The sequence below is a fragment of the Pseudomonas sp. Pseu.R1 genome (assembly GCF_045764065.1).
Taxonomy (GTDB): Bacteria; Pseudomonadota; Gammaproteobacteria; order Pseudomonadales; family Pseudomonadaceae; genus Aquipseudomonas.
In genome coordinates this window covers 6,034,194-6,050,002 of sequence record NZ_JBJGEE020000001.1, presented here as the reverse complement: position 1 = coordinate 6,050,002, position 15,809 = coordinate 6,034,194, and the positions used below count along the sequence as shown (strand labels likewise).

The following is a 15,809-nucleotide window of genomic DNA, read 5'->3' as shown; positions in this document are numbered from 1 at the left end:
CTACGGGGATCGGCTCAGGAAAGCCCGCTATGTGCCTGAGCCGGGTCACTCGCCACTCGGTTGCACCATCAACTCGGGCCGCACACGACGGTCATACTCCTGCGCCGTCATGTAGCCCAGCGCCACCGCCGCCGCTTTGGGAGACAGCCCCTCATCGGCGGCCTTGCGGGTGATTTGTGCGACCCGGTCATAGCCCAGCACCGGGTTGAGCACCGTGGCCATGAGCAAGGCGTTTTCCACGTTCTGCGCGAGCTGGCGGCGATTGACCTCAAGCCCCTTGATCAGCTTCTCGGTGAAGATGCCGACGCAATGGGCCAACACGCCAATGGACTGCAGCAGGTTGTGAATCAGCACCGGTTTGGCGACGTTCAGCTCAAACGTGCTGGACGCCCCGGCGATGGTGATGGTCGTGTGATTGCCCATGACCTGCATCGCCGCCTGTACCAACACTTCGGCGAGGGTCGGATTGCGCTTGCCGGGCATGATCGACGAGGTCAGGCCATCGTCCGGCAACAGCAATTCGCCCAAACCGCAACGAGGGCCGGAGCCCAGCAGGCGGATGTCGTTGCCAATCTTGCTCAGCGACACCGCCAGCACGTTGAGTGCACCCGACACCTCGACCAACGCATCGTGGGTGCCCATGCCTTCGAACTTGCTCGGGTTGGGCGTAAACGGCTCGCCCGTGACGCGACTCAGCTCTTCACAGAACGCCTGATCGAACCCTTTCGGCGCATTGAGGCCCGATCCCACCGCCGTTCCACCCTGGGGCAGCACTCGCAGGCGAGGCAGACAGGCTTCGATACGCTCGATGCCGTGACCGATTTGCCGCGCGAAGGCATCGAACGCCTGGCCTTGGGTCATCGGCACCGCGTCCATCACGTGGGTGCGACCGATCTTCAGGACCTGCGCCCACGCCTCTGCTTTCTCAGCCAATGCCTCGTGCAACCCGGTTAGCGCGGGCAGCAGCCGGTCGCGCAGTTGCAACGTCGCCGCGACATGCATCACGGTGGGAAAGCTGTCATTGGACGACTGCGAACGGTTGACGTGGTCGTTGGGATGCACCGGGTGCTTGCTCCCCAACTCGCTCCCCAACGCAAGGTTGGCCAGGTTGGCGATCACTTCGTTGGCGTTCATGTTGGTCTGGGTACCAGAGCCGGTCTGCCAGACCGTCAGCGGAAAATGCGCGTCGAACGCTCCTTCACTGACCTGCACGGCGGCCTGCTCGATGGCCAGAGCAAGCTCATTGGGCAGCGTGCCGAGGCGCTTGTTGGCTCGCGCTGCCGCCAGCTTTTGCAGACCAAAGGCGTGAATCAGCCCCGGTGTGAAACGCTCGCCGTGTTCACCGAAGACCTCCAGCGCCCGTTGCGTCTGCGCCCCCCAATAACGCTCGGCGGGAATCTGCACCGGACCGAATGCATCGTGTTCCACACGCACGTCACTCATAGCGCGGCCCCCGGCGCACGGCCCAACTCGCGGCGGTATTCTTCGCGGGCGGTCTGCTCGGAGAACTCCCCTGCCCACTTGGCGACCACCACGGTGGCGACGCTGTTACCAATGGTGTTGCAGGTGGCGATGGCCATCGACATGAAGCGATACACACCGAACAGCAAGGCCAAGCCCTCAGCGGGCAACACGCCCACCGCTGTCACGGTCGCGGCGAACACCACGAAGCTGCCGCCCGACACCGCCGCTGCGCCCTTGGACGTCACCAGCATGATGGCGATGATCCCCAGTTGATGCTCCCAACTCAGCGGCACGCCGTAGGCATTGGCGATGAACAGGACGCACAGGGACATATAAATAGACGTGCCATCCAGGTTGAATGCATAACCGGTGGGCAGTACCAGGCCAACGCTCTGTTTGGAGCAGCCGAATTTCTCCAGCTTTTGCAGCAGACGTGGCAACGCGCTTTCAGAGGACGCGGTTCCCAATACGATGAAAATCTCGTCCTTGATGTAGCTCAGGAAACGCCACAGGCTGAAACCCGCCAGACGGCAGACGATGCCCAGCACCACAAAGATGAAGAAGAACACCGCGACGTAGAACATCAGCACCAGATTGGCCAGTGACATCAGTACCGCCGTACCGTTACTGCCCACTGCGTAGGCCACCGAGCCGAATGCCCCCAGCGGGGCGAACTTCATGATCAGGTTGATGAACTCGAAGAAGCATTCAGAGATGCGACTCAGGCCCTCTTCGATCACGGCACGTCGCTCAGGCTTGAGGGCCAGCAGCGCGAAACCGAACAGTACGGAAATCACCAACACCTGCAACAACTGACCACCGGCAAAGGCGCCGACGAAGTTGTCGGGAAAGATGCCGTAGATAAAGTCCATCGTCGAGGCCGGACCATGCCCTTTGGCGACGGCAGCACTGGCCGCAGCGGCTGTGGCGCTGCTCGGGTGAGCGTCGTGCATGCTCGAACCGATCTGCAGCACATTGCCCCAGATCAGACCGATGGCCAGAGCCACCGTGGACAGCACTTCGAAGTAGATCAAGGCGCGCAGGCCAACCTTGCCGACGCGCTTGATGTCGCCTGCCGAGGCGATGCCGTGGACCACCGTGAAGAACACCAGCGGCGCTACGGCAGTCTTGATCAGTTTGAGAAAGATATCGCCCAGGACCTTGAAGCTGGCCGCTGTTTCAGGGGCGATGAAGCCAAAGGCGATCCCGAGGAACATGGCCGCGACCACCTGAAAGGTCAGGTCGCGGTAAAACGGTTTTTTACCGGTAGAAGACATGTGTGCGCTCTCGTTGTTTTTATGAGGCAGAAGTCGAGCCGTTAAACAAGTTGTGGAAGATTCTATGTTGGTGGGTCAACCGCATTCGCCACCAGAGGCGGCTCCCACAATGATCGCGGCGAATCCAGACCTCTTGTTTAGCCACGGACCGGTGGGAGCCGGCTTGCTGGCGAATGCGGTGGGTCAGTCACCCAAGTTGTGGCTGATCTGACGCCTTCGCCAGCAAGCCGGCTCCTACAGGGTCTTGCGTGTGGCGCAATGAATCAGCGTTTGACCGAGCCTTCCTGGGCCAAGGCGCGATCAACCATTTGCGGCGCCAGGCCCAGGTAGTTGCACGGATCGGTCAGACGCTGCAGTTCGGCCAGATCAAGGCGCTCCGTGACCGCGCCTTGCGCGACCAAGGCGTCCAGCAAGCTGATGTTTTCGTCGTTGGCCACGCGGCAGGCGGCGTACACCACGTCGTGGGCCAACTGACGACCCAGTGCAGGTGCAAGCCCCATCATCACGGCTTCAGCGACGATCAGGCCCTGGGTCATGTTGAGGTTTTTCAGCATGCGCTCCGGGCGCACCTCCAGCCCGGCGAGCATGAATTTCGCCTGACCCAGCGAGGCAGCGCTCAGGGCGAAGGCTTCCGGGATGGCGATCCATTCGGCCTGCCACGGACCGGTGGAGCGCTCGAAGTCCTGAATCATGGCGTCGAGCATCAGGCCCGCCTGTTGACGTACGCCTTTGGCGGCGGCGTACATCAACTCGCAGGAAATCGGGTTGCGCTTCTGTGGCATGGTGCTGCTGGCGCCGCGGCCTTTGACGAACGGCTCGTAGGCTTCACCCAACTCGCTGGTCATCATCATCATGACGTCCAGTGCGACCTTGCCCAGCGACGCGGTGACCAGCCCGAGGAAGTTCAGGGTTTCAGCCAGACCGTCACGGGCCACGTGCCAGGTGGCTTGCGGCACGCCCAGGCCCAGTTCGGCCATCAACGCTTCCTGCACTTCCAGGCCTTTGTCGCCCAGCGAAGCCAGGGTCCCGGCGGCACCGGCGAACTGGCCCACCTCCACCCGTGGGCGCAGCTCCACCAGACGCTCGGCGTGACGGTCGAACATGCTCAGCCACACCGCGCACTTGTAGCCGAAGGTGATCGGCAAGGCGTGTTGCAGGTGGGTGCGACCCGCCATCGGCGTGTCGCGGTATTTCTGCGCAAGCCCCGCCAATAGTCCACGAACGGCCTGCACATCACGCTCGACCAGCTTCAACGCAGCGCGCACTTGCAGGACGACGGCGGTGTCCATGATGTCCTGCGTGGTGGCGCCCCAGTGCACGTAACGCCCGGCTTCGCCGCAGGTTTTCGACAATTGCTCGACCAGCGGCAGGATCGGGTAACCGACGATTTCGGTCTCGTGCTGCATCAGCGCCAGATCCAGCGATTCGAAGGTGGCCTTGGCGGCGATCTGTTCAGCGGCCTCGGCCGGGATCACGCCACAGCGGGCTTCGGCGCGGGCCAGCGCCACTTCGACTTCGATGTAACGCTCGATCAGCGCCTTGTCGGAGAACACGTCACGCATTTCGGCGGTACCGAACATGTCGCGGAACAGCGCAGAGTCAAAAACGGTAGTGGACATGGAAAGGGTCTCAAATGTTGTTATTGGCCGTACATATTAATTATGTCCGTACATAATTATTACCCGCTGCCCTGATACACTGTCAACTCGCTGTGGGGAGAGCTCGATGGAAGGCATCAATCAAACGCGTTACGCCGCGGTCGCCAGTGACCTGATGGAAAGGATCAGCAGCGGGCGCTACCCGGTGGGTTCCTTACTGCCCACGGAATTCGAGCTGTGCGAGCTGTATGACGTCAGCCGTCACACCGTGCGCGCGGCGATCACGCAGTTGCAGAATCAGGGAATGGTGTCGCGGCGCAAGCGGGTCGGCACCCGCGTCGAGGCCGCCACACCCAGCGGCGGCTACTCGCAATCACTGGCCTCGGTGGCCGATCTGGTGCACGTGGCCGAAACGCACATTCGTGACATTCAGGAGGTCCGGCATTTCGTCGCTGACATCGCCCAGGCGCGGCGTCTGGGGCTGGAACCGGGGTCGCACTGCTTTTGTATGTCGAGCATCAAGGTCGACGTGGGTCAGCGCAATGCGCCGTTGTGCTGGACCGATGTGTATGCCGATCAAATGTACGCCGAGGTCATTCCCCTGGCTGAGCAGTGCCCCGGTGAATTGATCGCAGCGTTGATCGAGCGGGAATTCGGGCGACGGATCGATGCGGTGGACCAGCAGGTCCGGCCTGTGCAACTGAATGGAGAATTGGCGGCGCGCTTGAATGCCGCAGCGGGGTCGCTGGGACTGAATATCGTGCGCCAGTATCGGGATGATCAGGGCGGGTTGATTGCCGTGTCAGAGACGGTATATCCGGATGACCGGTTTACCTTGGTGATGCAGATGAAGCGTGAGAAGCGTGGCGTATCGCTGGACCTGTAACAACCCGATGGCTGCTTAGATGTGTGGAAGATTCTATGTTGCCAAACAACTCAGTTGGCTCCCACAATGACCCGGTCGGACCCAAAAAATGCGCGGGGTGTCATTCACCCTCATCGCAAATGACTCATCGCTTTCGCCAGCAAGCCGGCTCCCACAATAATCGAGTGGACCCGAAAACGCCGGGGTCACCCTTACCGGATTATCAAAGGTTAAACACCGTCACCAACTTGGTGTTCAGATACGCCTCGATCGCTTCGGTACCCCCTTCCGAGCCATAGCCCGAATCCTTGATCCCGCCGAACGGCACTTCCACCAAACCAATGCCCTGGTGGTTGATCGACAGCATGCCCGCTTCGATGCGCGTACTGAGAATGTGCGCGGTTTTCATCGAGGTGGTGAACGCGTACGACGCCAGACCGAACGGCACACGGTTGGACTCTTTGACGGCGTCCTCAACGGTGTCGAACGGCACGATCAGCGCCAGCGGGCCAAACGGCTCTTCGCTCATCGCGCGCATGTCGGTGGTCAGGCCGCTGAGTACGGTCGGCTGGAAGAAATAACCAGGACCGTCCACCGCTTTGCCGCCCACTTCCAGTTTCGCGCCCTTGTCGCAGGCGTCCTTGACCAGTGCCGTCAGCGCCGGAGCACGGCGTTCGTTGGCCAGTGGCCCCATGGTCACGCCCTGCTCCAGACCGTTGCCGACCTTGACTTCATGGGTCAGGCCGACGAACTTCTCGATGAATTTCTCGTACACACCGCGCTGCACCAGAATCCGCGTCGGCGATACACAGACTTGCCCGGCGTTGCGGAATTTGGCACCTGCCAGCGTGCGCGCGGCCAGGTCCAGATCGGCGTCGTCGAACACCAGTGCCGGGGCATGGCCGCCGAGTTCCATCGTGGCGCGCTTCATGTGCTGACCGGCCAGCGCGGCCAATTGTTTGCCCACCGGGGTGGAGCCGGTGAAGGTGACTTTCTTGATGGTCGGGTGAGCGATCAGGTAGCTGGAGATCTGCGCCGGGTCACCAAACACCAGGCCGATCACACCGGCCGGAACGCCCGCATCGACGAACGCACGAATCAGTTCGGCAGGCGAGGCCGGGGTTTCTTCCGGGGCCTTGACGATGATCGAGCAACCGGCGGCCAGTGCCGACGACAGCTTGCGCACCACCTGGTTGATCGGGAAGTTCCACGGTGTGAACGCAGCAACGGGACCGACCGGCTCCTTGATCACTTTCTGTTCCACCGAGACATTGCGCGACGGCACCAGACGGCCATAGGCGCGACGCCCCTCTTCGGCCAGCCAGTCGACGATGTCGGCGGCAGACAGGGTTTCCATGCGCGCTTCGGCCAGCGGCTTGCCCTGTTCCTGGGTCATGATGCTGGCGATGCTGTCGACGCGCTCGCGCAGCAAGTTCGCGGCTTTCTGCATGATTTTGTAGCGATCATAGGCCGGGGTGTTGCGCCAGGTTTCGAAGCCGCGCTCGGCAGCGGCCAGGGCCTTGTCCAGATCGGCGATGTCGGCGTGGGCCACGTTGCCCAGCGTGTCGCCGGTTGCCGGGTTGATCACGTCAAGGGTGCGGCCGTTTTCACTGGCACGCCATTGGCCATCGATATACAGCTGAACGTCTGGGTACATAAAGAAAACTCCGAGTGCGCCTGCAGAAGACGGGAGAATGGGAAACGCGAGGGCAGCCAATTTATGGGCATATGCCAGTAAGGGTCAAGGCAATGTCGTACGATGTCTTATACATATAATTTAATAACGCAATCAGGCATTCATATCTGCATCAGTTGCTGCGCGTAGCGACGCAAGGTGTCGCGCTGAATCTTGAAACTGGCGTACTTGCCTTCGCGCAGCGTGGTGATCAGCCCTGCCCTTTCCAGCTCTTTGGTGTGATGGGACACCGTCGCGGCACTGACCGGGTGCACCTTGAGGATTTCTGCGCAGGGAACCGCTTCATGACTCGCACCGATCTGCATCAGGATCTGATAGCGCCGCTGGTCTGCCAGCGCCCGGGAAATGGCTGCCACTTGCAGATCAGTCATCGGAATGGGTTGTGCCGTGCTCATGTCAGGTCGATTCGCCTCAGTTAAAACCTCCATGTCTGAAAACAGACCCGCCGCGAACGGGAGTGCGAAAAACACGCGCCAGTTTCGACGCCCTTCGCTGTACGAAGGTTCACCGGCAACAGGATAAGCGTCTATCGCAGACCAACGAAACATTTTCTGGCATTCTGCGCGGCCTTTTTCAGACTGCTCGGCGCTGCGCCCATGCCTGCCTTTTGTACACAATTTTCAAATGAATTGTTTTTCATCCTGTCGACATGCTGTACAGTCGAAAAACCTGACCTGTTAGACAGCTTTTGTATACAGGTCAGCACCGCTTCAACTGCAAAGCCCATGACCGAATAAAAACAATTGGCAGGCTAAACATGACAACACCCCAAAGCAGTTCCTCAGCGCGTGCCGCTGCGCGCAAAACCGATCTGATCTACGGCCTCAACGACCGGCCGCACTTCACCGCCGCGATCTTCGCCGCCCTGCAACACGTGCTCGCCAGCTTCGTCGGCATCATCACCCCGACCCTGATCGTGGGCAGCGTGCTGGGACTGGACAGCGAAGTGCCCTACCTGATCAGCATGGCGCTGTTCGTGTCCGGGCTCGGCACCTTCGTTCAAGCCAAGCGTTTCGGGCCGATCGGCTCGGGATTGCTGTGTCTGCAAGGCACCAGTTTTTCCTTCCTCAGCGTCATTCTCAGTGCCGGTTTTCTGGTGAAGAGCCGTGGCGGCGGCACCGAGGAAATCCTCTCGACCATTTTTGGTGTGTGCTTCTGCGCCGCGTTCGTCGAAGTGGTGCTGAGCCAGTTCATCGGCAAACTGCGCAAGCTGATCACCCCCGTGGTCACCGGCACCATCATCACCTTGATGGGCCTGTCGCTGCTCAAGGTGGCGATGACCGACATGGCCGGTGGCTTCGGTGCGCCAGACATGGGCTCGGCCACGAACCTGGGGCTGGCCGCTCTGGTGCTGGGCACCATCGTGATCCTCAATCGTTTCAACATTCCGTTACTGCGCCTGAGCGCGATCATCATCGGCCTGACGCTGGGCTTTCTCGTCGCCTGGTACATGGGCCGCGTGGATTTCGCCCACATGCCGCAGGTGCCGGTGATGAGCATTCCGGTGCCGTTCAAATACGGATTTTCCTTCGATCTTTTAGCCTTCATTCCGATCGCGGTGATCTTTCTGGTCTCGCCGCTGGAAGCCGCCGGTGACCTGACCGCCAACTCGATGATCTCGCAGCAGCCAGTGAGCGGCCCGACTTACATTCGCCGGATCAAATCGGGCCTGCTCGCCGACGGCCTGAACTCGGCCATGGCCGCGACCTTCAACAGCCTTCCGATGGTGACCTTCGCCCAAAACAACGGGGTGATCCAGTTGACCGGCGTGGCCAGCCGCTTCGTGGCGTTCTTCATCGCCGGGATTCTGGTGCTGCTGGGGCTGTTTCCGATCATCGGGGCCGTGCTGCAACTGATGCCAAAACCGGTGCTCGGCGGCGCCACGTTGATCATGTTCGGCACGGTGGCGGTGGCCGGGATCAAGATTCTGTCCGAGGCCGGACTGCATCGGCGCAACATGCTGATCGTGGCCATCTCCCTCGGCATGGGGCTGGGCGTGGCGGCAGTGCCAGAGGTATTGCGTGAACTGCCCAAGGCGCTGCACAACATCTTTGAGTCGCCGATCACTGTGGGTGCGTTCTGCGCGATTCTTCTCAATATCTTCCTGCCAGAAGAGGCGATGGAAGAAGAACTGACCGAGTTCGATCCGGAAGCCTCCACCGTCAAGGTATTGCAAGATCCCGAGACCGAACCTCTGGCAACCCGCGCGGTCGCAGAACTGAACCGCTAGGCTTCAGAGGCAGGGGCCATTTCGCGCCCCTGCCCGACCTGGCCATCGGAGCACATTCATGCCGCGACACCCGATCCGTTTTCTGTTGCTCAGCCTGCTGATCCTGGCGCTCGGTGCCTGCGCCCTCTTCCCCAACCGTGACCCGCTGAACATCAACGTGGTGGGTATCGAGCCGCTGCCGGGGCAGGATCTGGAGATTCGCTTCGCCGTCAAACTGCGCCTGCAAAACCCCAATGACACCGACATTCAATACGACGGTGTCGCGTTGAATCTGGACGTCAACGGCAAGCTTCTGGCCTCAGGCGTCAGCGATCAAAAAGGCACCATCACCCGGTTTTCCGAAGGTGTGCTGACCGTGCCGGTCACCGTCTCGGCGTTTGCGGCCTTGCGTCAAGCGGTTGGGCTGACGGAGAAACAGAGCCTGGACAATCTGCCCTACGAGCTACACGGCAAGCTCGCGGGAGGGTTGTTCGGCACCATGCGGTTTCACGACAGTGGAACCTTGAGCCTGCCGCAGCCGGCAAGCGGAAGTTGGTGACACGCTGTAGCAGCACGGCTTACCGGCGGTGGCGATTTCACGGCCCCTGCCGCCGGCAAGCCGGACTGCTAAAGTGCATCTGCGATGTCAGTCTTTAACGAACCGCACCCCCGGCTTCACCCGTTCATCCACCACCAACTCGAACACATCCGGTCGCGCATAGTGACCAACCACATCAAAGTCATAGCGCGCACGCACCAGCTCATCCGTGTCGATTTCCGCTGTCAGCAACCCTTGCTCGCCCACCAAAGGCCCGGCCAGAACCTCGCCCATCGGGCTGACGATCACACTGCCGCCGTTGATCAACGGACGGTCGGATGGCCAATTCGCCACCTCAATACCCAGCGCTTGCGGTGATGCCTGAACCTGACAGGCGCTGATCAGAAAGACCCGTCCCTCCTGCGCGATGTGGCGCATGGTGCACTGCCACATTTCCCGCTCATCCACCGTCGGCGCACACCAGATTTGCACGCCCTTGGCGTACATCGCCGTGCGCAGCAACGGCATCTGGTTTTCCCAGCACACCGCCGCACCGATGCGCCCTGCCCTGGCGTCGATAACCGGCAGCGTCGAGCCATCGCCTTTGCCCCAGATCAGCCGTTCGGTGCCGGTGGGCATGAGTTTGCGATGTTTGGCGACCAGGCCGCCCTCCGGCTCGAAGAACAACACCGTACAGAACAGGCTGCTGCCCGAGCGCTCTATCACGCCAGTCACCAGACTGGCGCCGGTACGGGCCGACAATTGCGCCAACGCATCGGTCTCAGCACCGGGTACGTCGATCGCGTTCTCAAAGTAACGAGCGAACGCATCGCGCCCTTCCGGCAGCCGATAACCCAACTGCGTACCAAACATCTCGCCTTTCGGATAGCCGCCCAACAGCGCTTCGGGCATCACGACAACGCTGGCGCCCGCGTCGCGAATGGCCGACTCATAAGAGAGGATCTGCGCCAGGGTGTCGGCCTTGCCGCCGGGGAGCGCGCCAATCTGCAATGCGGCAACGATGGATTTGGCCATACGGGAAGCTCCTTAAACATGGTGTGAAGTGGCTGTTGCGGATTGTCTCCCCACCGGCCAACATGAATAAAGCCCGATTCAGTTGTGAATGATATGAACCAAATGAATATCGCAAACATCGACCTCAACTTGCTGAAAGTTTTCGAAGCCCTGCACGACGAAGCCAGCGCCAGCCGCGCCGCACTGCGTCTGGGGGTGACGCAGTCGGCGGTCAGCGCGGCGTTGCGGCGTTTGCGTGATGTGTACGGCGACCCGTTGTTCTTGCGCACGGGACGAGGGCTGGCGCCGACCTTGCGCGCCGATCAACTGAAACCGGTGATCACCGAAGCCCTGAACAAATGCCGCCAGAGCCTGGCGATGCTTGATCCAGCCGGTGGGCATTTCGAGGGACGCTCCATCGCCATTGGCCTTTCCGATGACTTTGAGATTGCCTTCGGCCAGCGCCTGATCGAATCGATACGTCAGCGTGCGCCGGGGTTGCGGCTGATTTTTCGCCAGACCCATAGCCAGATCGTCGGCACCGCGCTGATGGAGCGCAGCATCGACATCGCGATTGCGTCAGGCGGGTTTGCCGACCGCCTGCTGAGCCGACGGGTATTGGGGGAAGGCCATTATCTATGCCTGGCCGACCCGGCCAGTCTGAAACCGGATCAGCGACTGTTGAGCCTTGAAGAATTTGTGGCCCGCGAACAGATTCTGGTCTCGTCCGGGGGGTTCATTGGCATGGTGGATGAGGGCCTGTCGAGTCTGGGGCTGACACGCAAAGTCTGCGCTTCTACCACCCATTTCGCCGCCCTGCCCCATCTGCTCAAGGGGACTGACGCAGTGTCGACGATTCCAGGCCATGCGGCCGAGGCCATCGCGAATCTGACGGGGCTGGCGCTGTTGCCCTGTCCGCTGCCAATGCCGCGTTATCCGATCGAACTGGGCTGGCGAACACTGGCGCAAATGGACCCGGCGGTGCTGAAAGTCCGCGAGGCGATCGAGGCGCTGTTCCAGGCAGCGCCGTAGAAAGGCTCAGCCTCGGGCAGCGGCGACCAGGCGATTCACTTCGGCACGCACCATGTTGGCGTATTCGGGGGGCGACATCGCGTCCAGTTCCGCGCGCACCCACTCCGACCATTTGCCCTTGCGCTTGGCGCGCTCGCCCATCAGCCGGGCCGCCTCTCCCTTGGCCTTGCCCAGATTGCTCTGCCACAGTTCGAAGAGACGGGATTTTTCGTCTTCGATGGCGGCGCGCTCGGCAAGGGACTTGTTGGCCAGGTTGAAACTCATGACGTTACCTCTGTGTACAGGACGCGGTATGCAAAAACGGACGCTTCGTGACAGGCCGCAGCCCGCGACGAAGCGTCAGCATCTTACACCCCTCGCCCCGGATCCCCGATCACATTCGTCGCTCTTTTTGCGCCGCGCTGGAAATACGCTGCAACTTTTTCCGATCCGTGCGACTCCATTGCTCACTGCCATCATCAACTGAAAGGAAATTTGCCATGGCTCGTAAAACCGCTGCCCAAAACGCCGCCGAACAGATCCAGGATCAAGCATTCAGCGAATTGGCCGCCCTGATCGAAGAGTCCGACAAACTGCTCAAGGACAGCGCCTCGCTGGTAGGCGAAGAGGCAGAAACCGTGCGCGCGCAGCTGAGCCTGAAACTGAAGCAGGCGGTCGACTCGCTGGGCAGCGTGCGCGACAAGACCAAACCGGCGGTGCAAGCCACCGAAACCTACATCGGCGGCCACCCGTGGCAGACCGTTGCTGTCTCTGCCGGGTTTGGTCTGGTGGTGGGATTGTTGCTGGGACGTCGTTGATCTCCAGGCTTTAAACAGATCCAACAGTGTGGGAGCAGGCTTGCTGGCGACTGCGTCGAGTCAGTTGCAACATCTGTTACTGGTCCACCGCTTTCGCCAGCAAGCCGGCTCCCACAGGTTCAGCGTTCAACACGAAATTTGGATTCGACACGATCTTTGTGGGAGCCGCCTTGGTACGGGCGGCGTTCCGACGAATGCAGTCGACCCGACATCATAGAATCTCCCACAGGCCCGAGAGCCTCTCAGGATTTCGGCGCAATCACTTCCAACTGTGACAACCGGTGCCCCTTGACCAGCGCAGCATCGATGTCAGTCTTGGCTTTCTCGGCCGCTTCCTGGGACTCGAACGGCCCGATCATCACCACTTCCTTGCCCTCGACCTTGACCACGTAGGACGGGTAATGGTGTTCGACCAGCCAATAGGCCATGTCGCTCAAGGCTTCTTTCAAGTGAACGCGAATGGTCCACTGTGACGATGCCTGGGTCGGGGCCTCCGCGACCGAATCTGCGGCCGACACCTTGTGCGCCGGGGCCGGTTTCCCGCCATCGCAGCCTGCCAGCATCACTACCGCCACCATCATTGCCATCTTGCGCACGTCTGTCGCTCCTCGTTTGAAGTGGCGGGAGTCTACCACTGCGCGTCATGGCGAGTTGTAACGCAACTTGTCAGCGTAGCCGGACGGCCCGCGAAAATCCGCAGGCAGCCCACCTTTGCCCTTCAGACCTGCGACTTTCCGACGCGGGCTGTATTCAACGCTTCAGGGTTTCTTTCACCGCCTGCGCTCAGCGTTGCCAATTCTCGCGCCGCCTTGGCTTGGTCAAACGACCCGTCCCACTTGGCCATCGCGATGGTGCCAATACCGTTGCCGATCAAATTGGTTGGCGATGCCGATCAGCACTTGCACGTAGAGCTGGGAATACCAGCGGGTCGAAGCCTGTTCCATGGGATGCCTCACTGTTGTTTTTGTATGAGGGGAAAGGACTGTTCGTGACAGAAAAGTGATCTGTAGGAGTGAGCTTGCTCGCGATGGCGACGTAACAGTCATCACATCAGGTGTAGATACACCGTCATCGCGAGCAAGCTCACTCCTACAGGGGCCAACGGGACTTAGGCGCCCTCACCCAGCTCGCGCATCACCGCATACAGCGCCGACTTGGCTTCGAAGCCCACGCCCGGGATGTCCGGCAGGCCGACATAACCGTTCTCGACGCGAATGCCGTCGGCGAAACCGCCGAAAGGCTGGAAGACGTCCGGGTACGACTCGTTACCCCCCAAATGCAGGCCGGCTGCGATGTTCAGCGACATTTGATGGCCGCCGTGAGGGACGACGCGACGCGAGGACCAGCCCAGTTCCTTCATCACGTCCAACGTGCGCAGGTATTCCACCAGGCCGTAGGACAGCGCGCAGTCGAATTGCAGGAAATCGCGATCCGGGCGCATGCCACCGTGACGCAACAGGTTACGGGCGTCCTGATGGGAGAACAGGTTTTCTCCGGTGGCCATTGGCAAGTCGTAGTGGTTGGCCAGTTCCGCTTGCAGCGCGTAGTCCAGCGGGTCGCCGACTTCTTCGTACCAGAACAGGTTGTACGGCTTGATCGCTTCGGCATAGGCAATGCCGGTTTTCAGGTCGAAACGGCCATTGGCGTCCACCGCCAGGCGCTGACCATCACCTACCACTTCCAGCACCGCCTCGATACGGCGGATGTCTTCGGCCAGCGGCACGGCGCCGATTTTCATCTTCACCACGTCGTAGCCGCGGTCCAGGTAGCTCTGCATTTCTGCCTTGAGCTTGCTCTGGTCCTTGCCGGGGTAGTAATAGCCGCCCGCCGCGTAAACCCAGACCTTGTCGTCCGCCACACCGTCGCGATAACGGTCGGCCAGCAGGCGATACAGCGGCTTGCCTTCAATCTTGGCCACTGCGTCCCACACGGCCATGTCGATGGTGCCGACCGCGACCGAACGCTCACCGTGACCACCCGGCTTTTCGTTGGTCATCAGGGTCTTCCAGATGGCGAACGGGTCGAGGTTGTTGTGTTCCTTGTCGATCAGCGATTCAGGATTGGCTTCCAGCACACGGGCCAGGAAACGGTCGCGCATCAGCGCGCCTTGACCATAACGGCCGTTGGAGTTGAAGCCGTAGCCGATCACCGGCTTGCCGTCGCGAATGACATCGGTGACGACGGCGACCACCGAGCAAGTCATCTTGGAAAAATCGATGTAGGCGTTGGCAATGGGCGAGGCAATGGAAACCGTCTTTTCGCGAATATCGACGATACGCATGGGTGACTCCTGTGGTTTTTGGTAGAGAGGTGCAGCGCGTGCTGGGGCTCACTCTAGGGCTGGACCTTTCGCGGCGGCCAATGCTAAAAACGCGGCACTCAATGCGCGGACGGCATCACGATGGAACTGGTTTGGCTGGAAGACTTCAACGCGCTGGCGCAGAGCGGCAACTTCTCCCGCGCTGCAGAATTGCGCCACGTGACCCAACCGGCGTTCAGCCGCAGGATCCGCGCGCTGGAGACCTGGGTCGGGGTCGACCTGTTCGAGCGCACCACTCAGGGCGCGACCTTGACCGACGCCGGGCGGCACATGCTCGACAGCGCGCAGGAGATGACCCGCCGCCTGTATCAGATGCGCCATGAAGCGCGAGAAGTCGCCGGAAAGCAGGCACGTTCGCTGCATTTCGCCGCCACTCATTCGCTGTCGTTCACTTTCTTTCCAGGCTGGGTCAGGGCTGCCGAGCGCACCAGTCCGATCGAGGCGATACGCCTGCATTCGGACAACATGCGGATCTGCGAACAGATGCTGCTGGCGGGTGAAGTGCAGTTTTTGCTGTGCCATCAACACCCGGACGTGCCGCCGCAATTTCCGGCCGAATCCTTTCATTCCAAAGTGGTGGGCAGCGACCTGTTGATCCCGTTGCAGGGTCAGTCCGCCGAGATGACCGGAGCATCTGCCGAGTTGTCGCTGCTGGGCTACACCGCAGAATCGGGACTGGGGCGGATCGTCTCCGCGCGATTGCGCAAAGAAGCGCAGCCACCGAATCTGCACACCGTGTTCAGCTCACACCTGGCGGCGGTGCTGCTGTCGATGGCGCTGGAAGGAAAAGGCGTGGCCTGGCTGCCGAAGACGCTGGCGGAGCCGGAGATTGCCAGTAGCAAGCTGGTGCGGGCGCTGGATGCGCACTGGGACATTCCGGTGGAAATCCGCCTGTTCAGGCCGACCATGGCGCTGAGTGAGTTTGCCGAGGACTTGTGGGCGAAGCTCTAAAACGATGCTCTGTAACGGCCCAGCTTACCGGCGATGACGATCTTGAGA

16 protein-coding genes are annotated in these 15,809 nt (G+C 61.0%); 6 read left to right on the top strand and 10 right to left on the bottom strand.

What is annotated here, in order from left to right:
• Window positions 1–45: 45 nt before the first annotated feature.
• The 3 genes from ACI5GA_RS27475 to ACI5GA_RS27465 form a co-directional block, all read right to left on the bottom strand.
• Window positions 46–1,443 carry a class II fumarate hydratase gene (locus ACI5GA_RS27475; protein WP_421425103.1) on the bottom strand — a complete coding sequence of 466 codons (1,398 nt, stop codon included), beginning with the start codon at window positions 1,441–1,443 and terminating at the stop codon, window positions 46–48.
• On the bottom strand, window positions 1,440–2,741 hold the full coding sequence (locus tag ACI5GA_RS27470) for a cation:dicarboxylate symporter family transporter (protein ID WP_404638732.1): 1,302 nt from the start codon (window positions 2,739–2,741) through the stop codon (window positions 1,440–1,442). Before ACI5GA_RS27470 ends, ACI5GA_RS27475 begins: the two co-directional genes overlap by 4 nt.
• 263 nt (window positions 2,742–3,004) lie before the next feature.
• Window positions 3,005–4,360 carry a class-II fumarase/aspartase family protein gene (locus tag ACI5GA_RS27465; RefSeq protein WP_421425101.1) on the bottom strand — a complete coding sequence of 452 codons (1,356 nt, stop codon included), beginning with the start codon at window positions 4,358–4,360 and terminating at the stop codon, window positions 3,005–3,007.
• Between the two features lie 115 nt (window positions 4,361–4,475).
• Here ACI5GA_RS27465 and ACI5GA_RS27460 point away from each other — a divergent pair, with 115 nt between their 5' ends.
• On the top strand, window positions 4,476–5,225 hold the full coding sequence (locus ACI5GA_RS27460; protein WP_404638908.1) for a GntR family transcriptional regulator: 750 nt from the start codon (window positions 4,476–4,478) through the stop codon (window positions 5,223–5,225).
• A 202-nt stretch (window positions 5,226–5,427) separates the two neighbouring features.
• Here ACI5GA_RS27460 and ACI5GA_RS27455 read toward each other — a convergent pair whose 3' ends face one another.
• Together ACI5GA_RS27455 and ACI5GA_RS27450 are read right to left on the bottom strand one after the other, a co-directional pair.
• On the bottom strand, window positions 5,428–6,861 hold the full coding sequence (locus tag ACI5GA_RS27455; protein WP_421425100.1) for an NAD-dependent succinate-semialdehyde dehydrogenase: 1,434 nt from the start codon (window positions 6,859–6,861) through the stop codon (window positions 5,428–5,430).
• Between the two features lie 140 nt (window positions 6,862–7,001).
• Window positions 7,002–7,295: an ArsR/SmtB family transcription factor gene (locus ACI5GA_RS27450; protein WP_404638726.1), complete on the bottom strand. Its 294-nt coding sequence runs from the start codon at window positions 7,293–7,295 to the stop codon at window positions 7,002–7,004.
• 362 nt (window positions 7,296–7,657) lie between these two features.
• Between ACI5GA_RS27450 and ACI5GA_RS27445 the strand changes: the two genes are divergently transcribed.
• Both ACI5GA_RS27445 and ACI5GA_RS27440 read left to right on the top strand, forming a co-directional pair.
• Window positions 7,658–9,130: a nucleobase:cation symporter-2 family protein gene (locus ACI5GA_RS27445; RefSeq protein ID WP_404638724.1), complete on the top strand. Its 1,473-nt coding sequence runs from the start codon at window positions 7,658–7,660 to the stop codon at window positions 9,128–9,130.
• A gap of 58 nt (window positions 9,131–9,188) precedes the next feature.
• Window positions 9,189–9,668 carry an LEA type 2 family protein gene (locus ACI5GA_RS27440; RefSeq protein ID WP_421425099.1) on the top strand — a complete coding sequence of 160 codons (480 nt, stop codon included), beginning with the start codon at window positions 9,189–9,191 and terminating at the stop codon, window positions 9,666–9,668.
• A gap of 87 nt (window positions 9,669–9,755) precedes the next feature.
• Here ACI5GA_RS27440 and ACI5GA_RS27435 read toward each other — a convergent pair whose 3' ends face one another.
• The gene (locus ACI5GA_RS27435) at window positions 9,756–10,682 is read right to left on the bottom strand and encodes a carbon-nitrogen hydrolase family protein (protein WP_404638720.1); all 927 of its coding nucleotides are present in this window, start codon (window positions 10,680–10,682) and stop codon (window positions 9,756–9,758) included.
• Window positions 10,683–10,775: 93 nt separating this feature from the next.
• Here ACI5GA_RS27435 and ACI5GA_RS27430 point away from each other — a divergent pair, with 93 nt between their 5' ends.
• Window positions 10,776–11,693, top strand: a complete 918-nt coding sequence (locus tag ACI5GA_RS27430; RefSeq protein ID WP_421425098.1) for a LysR substrate-binding domain-containing protein — start codon at window positions 10,776–10,778, stop codon at window positions 11,691–11,693.
• A gap of 6 nt (window positions 11,694–11,699) precedes the next feature.
• Here the strand turns inward: ACI5GA_RS27430 and ACI5GA_RS27425 are convergent, their stop codons facing one another.
• On the bottom strand, window positions 11,700–11,957 hold the full coding sequence (locus ACI5GA_RS27425) for a hypothetical protein (RefSeq protein ID WP_404634799.1): 258 nt from the start codon (window positions 11,955–11,957) through the stop codon (window positions 11,700–11,702).
• Window positions 11,958–12,172: 215 nt separating this feature from the next.
• Between ACI5GA_RS27425 and ACI5GA_RS27420 the strand changes: the two genes are divergently transcribed.
• Entirely contained in the window at window positions 12,173–12,490 is a 318-nt protein-coding gene (locus ACI5GA_RS27420) for a DUF883 family protein (protein WP_166598242.1), read from the top strand.
• A 242-nt stretch (window positions 12,491–12,732) separates the two neighbouring features.
• Here the strand turns inward: ACI5GA_RS27420 and ACI5GA_RS27415 are convergent, their stop codons facing one another.
• The 3 genes from ACI5GA_RS27415 to ACI5GA_RS27405 all read right to left on the bottom strand — a co-directional run bounded on the left by ACI5GA_RS27415 (window position 12,733) and on the right by ACI5GA_RS27405 (window position 14,771).
• Window positions 12,733–13,086 carry a hypothetical protein gene (locus ACI5GA_RS27415; protein ID WP_421425097.1) on the bottom strand — a complete coding sequence of 118 codons (354 nt, stop codon included), beginning with the start codon at window positions 13,084–13,086 and terminating at the stop codon, window positions 12,733–12,735.
• A gap of 222 nt (window positions 13,087–13,308) precedes the next feature.
• Complete coding sequence (locus ACI5GA_RS27410; protein WP_421425096.1) at window positions 13,309–13,434, bottom strand: hypothetical protein; 126 nt, start codon at window positions 13,432–13,434, stop codon at window positions 13,309–13,311.
• A gap of 164 nt (window positions 13,435–13,598) precedes the next feature.
• The gene (locus ACI5GA_RS27405; RefSeq protein WP_404634793.1) at window positions 13,599–14,771 is read right to left on the bottom strand and encodes a mandelate racemase/muconate lactonizing enzyme family protein; all 1,173 of its coding nucleotides are present in this window, start codon (window positions 14,769–14,771) and stop codon (window positions 13,599–13,601) included.
• Window positions 14,772–14,891: 120 nt separating this feature from the next.
• On the opposite strand from ACI5GA_RS27405, the gene ACI5GA_RS27400 reads away from it, so the two are divergent.
• Window positions 14,892–15,761 carry a LysR family transcriptional regulator gene (locus tag ACI5GA_RS27400; RefSeq protein WP_421425095.1) on the top strand — a complete coding sequence of 290 codons (870 nt, stop codon included), beginning with the start codon at window positions 14,892–14,894 and terminating at the stop codon, window positions 15,759–15,761.
• Window positions 15,762–15,809 lie beyond the last annotated feature (48 nt).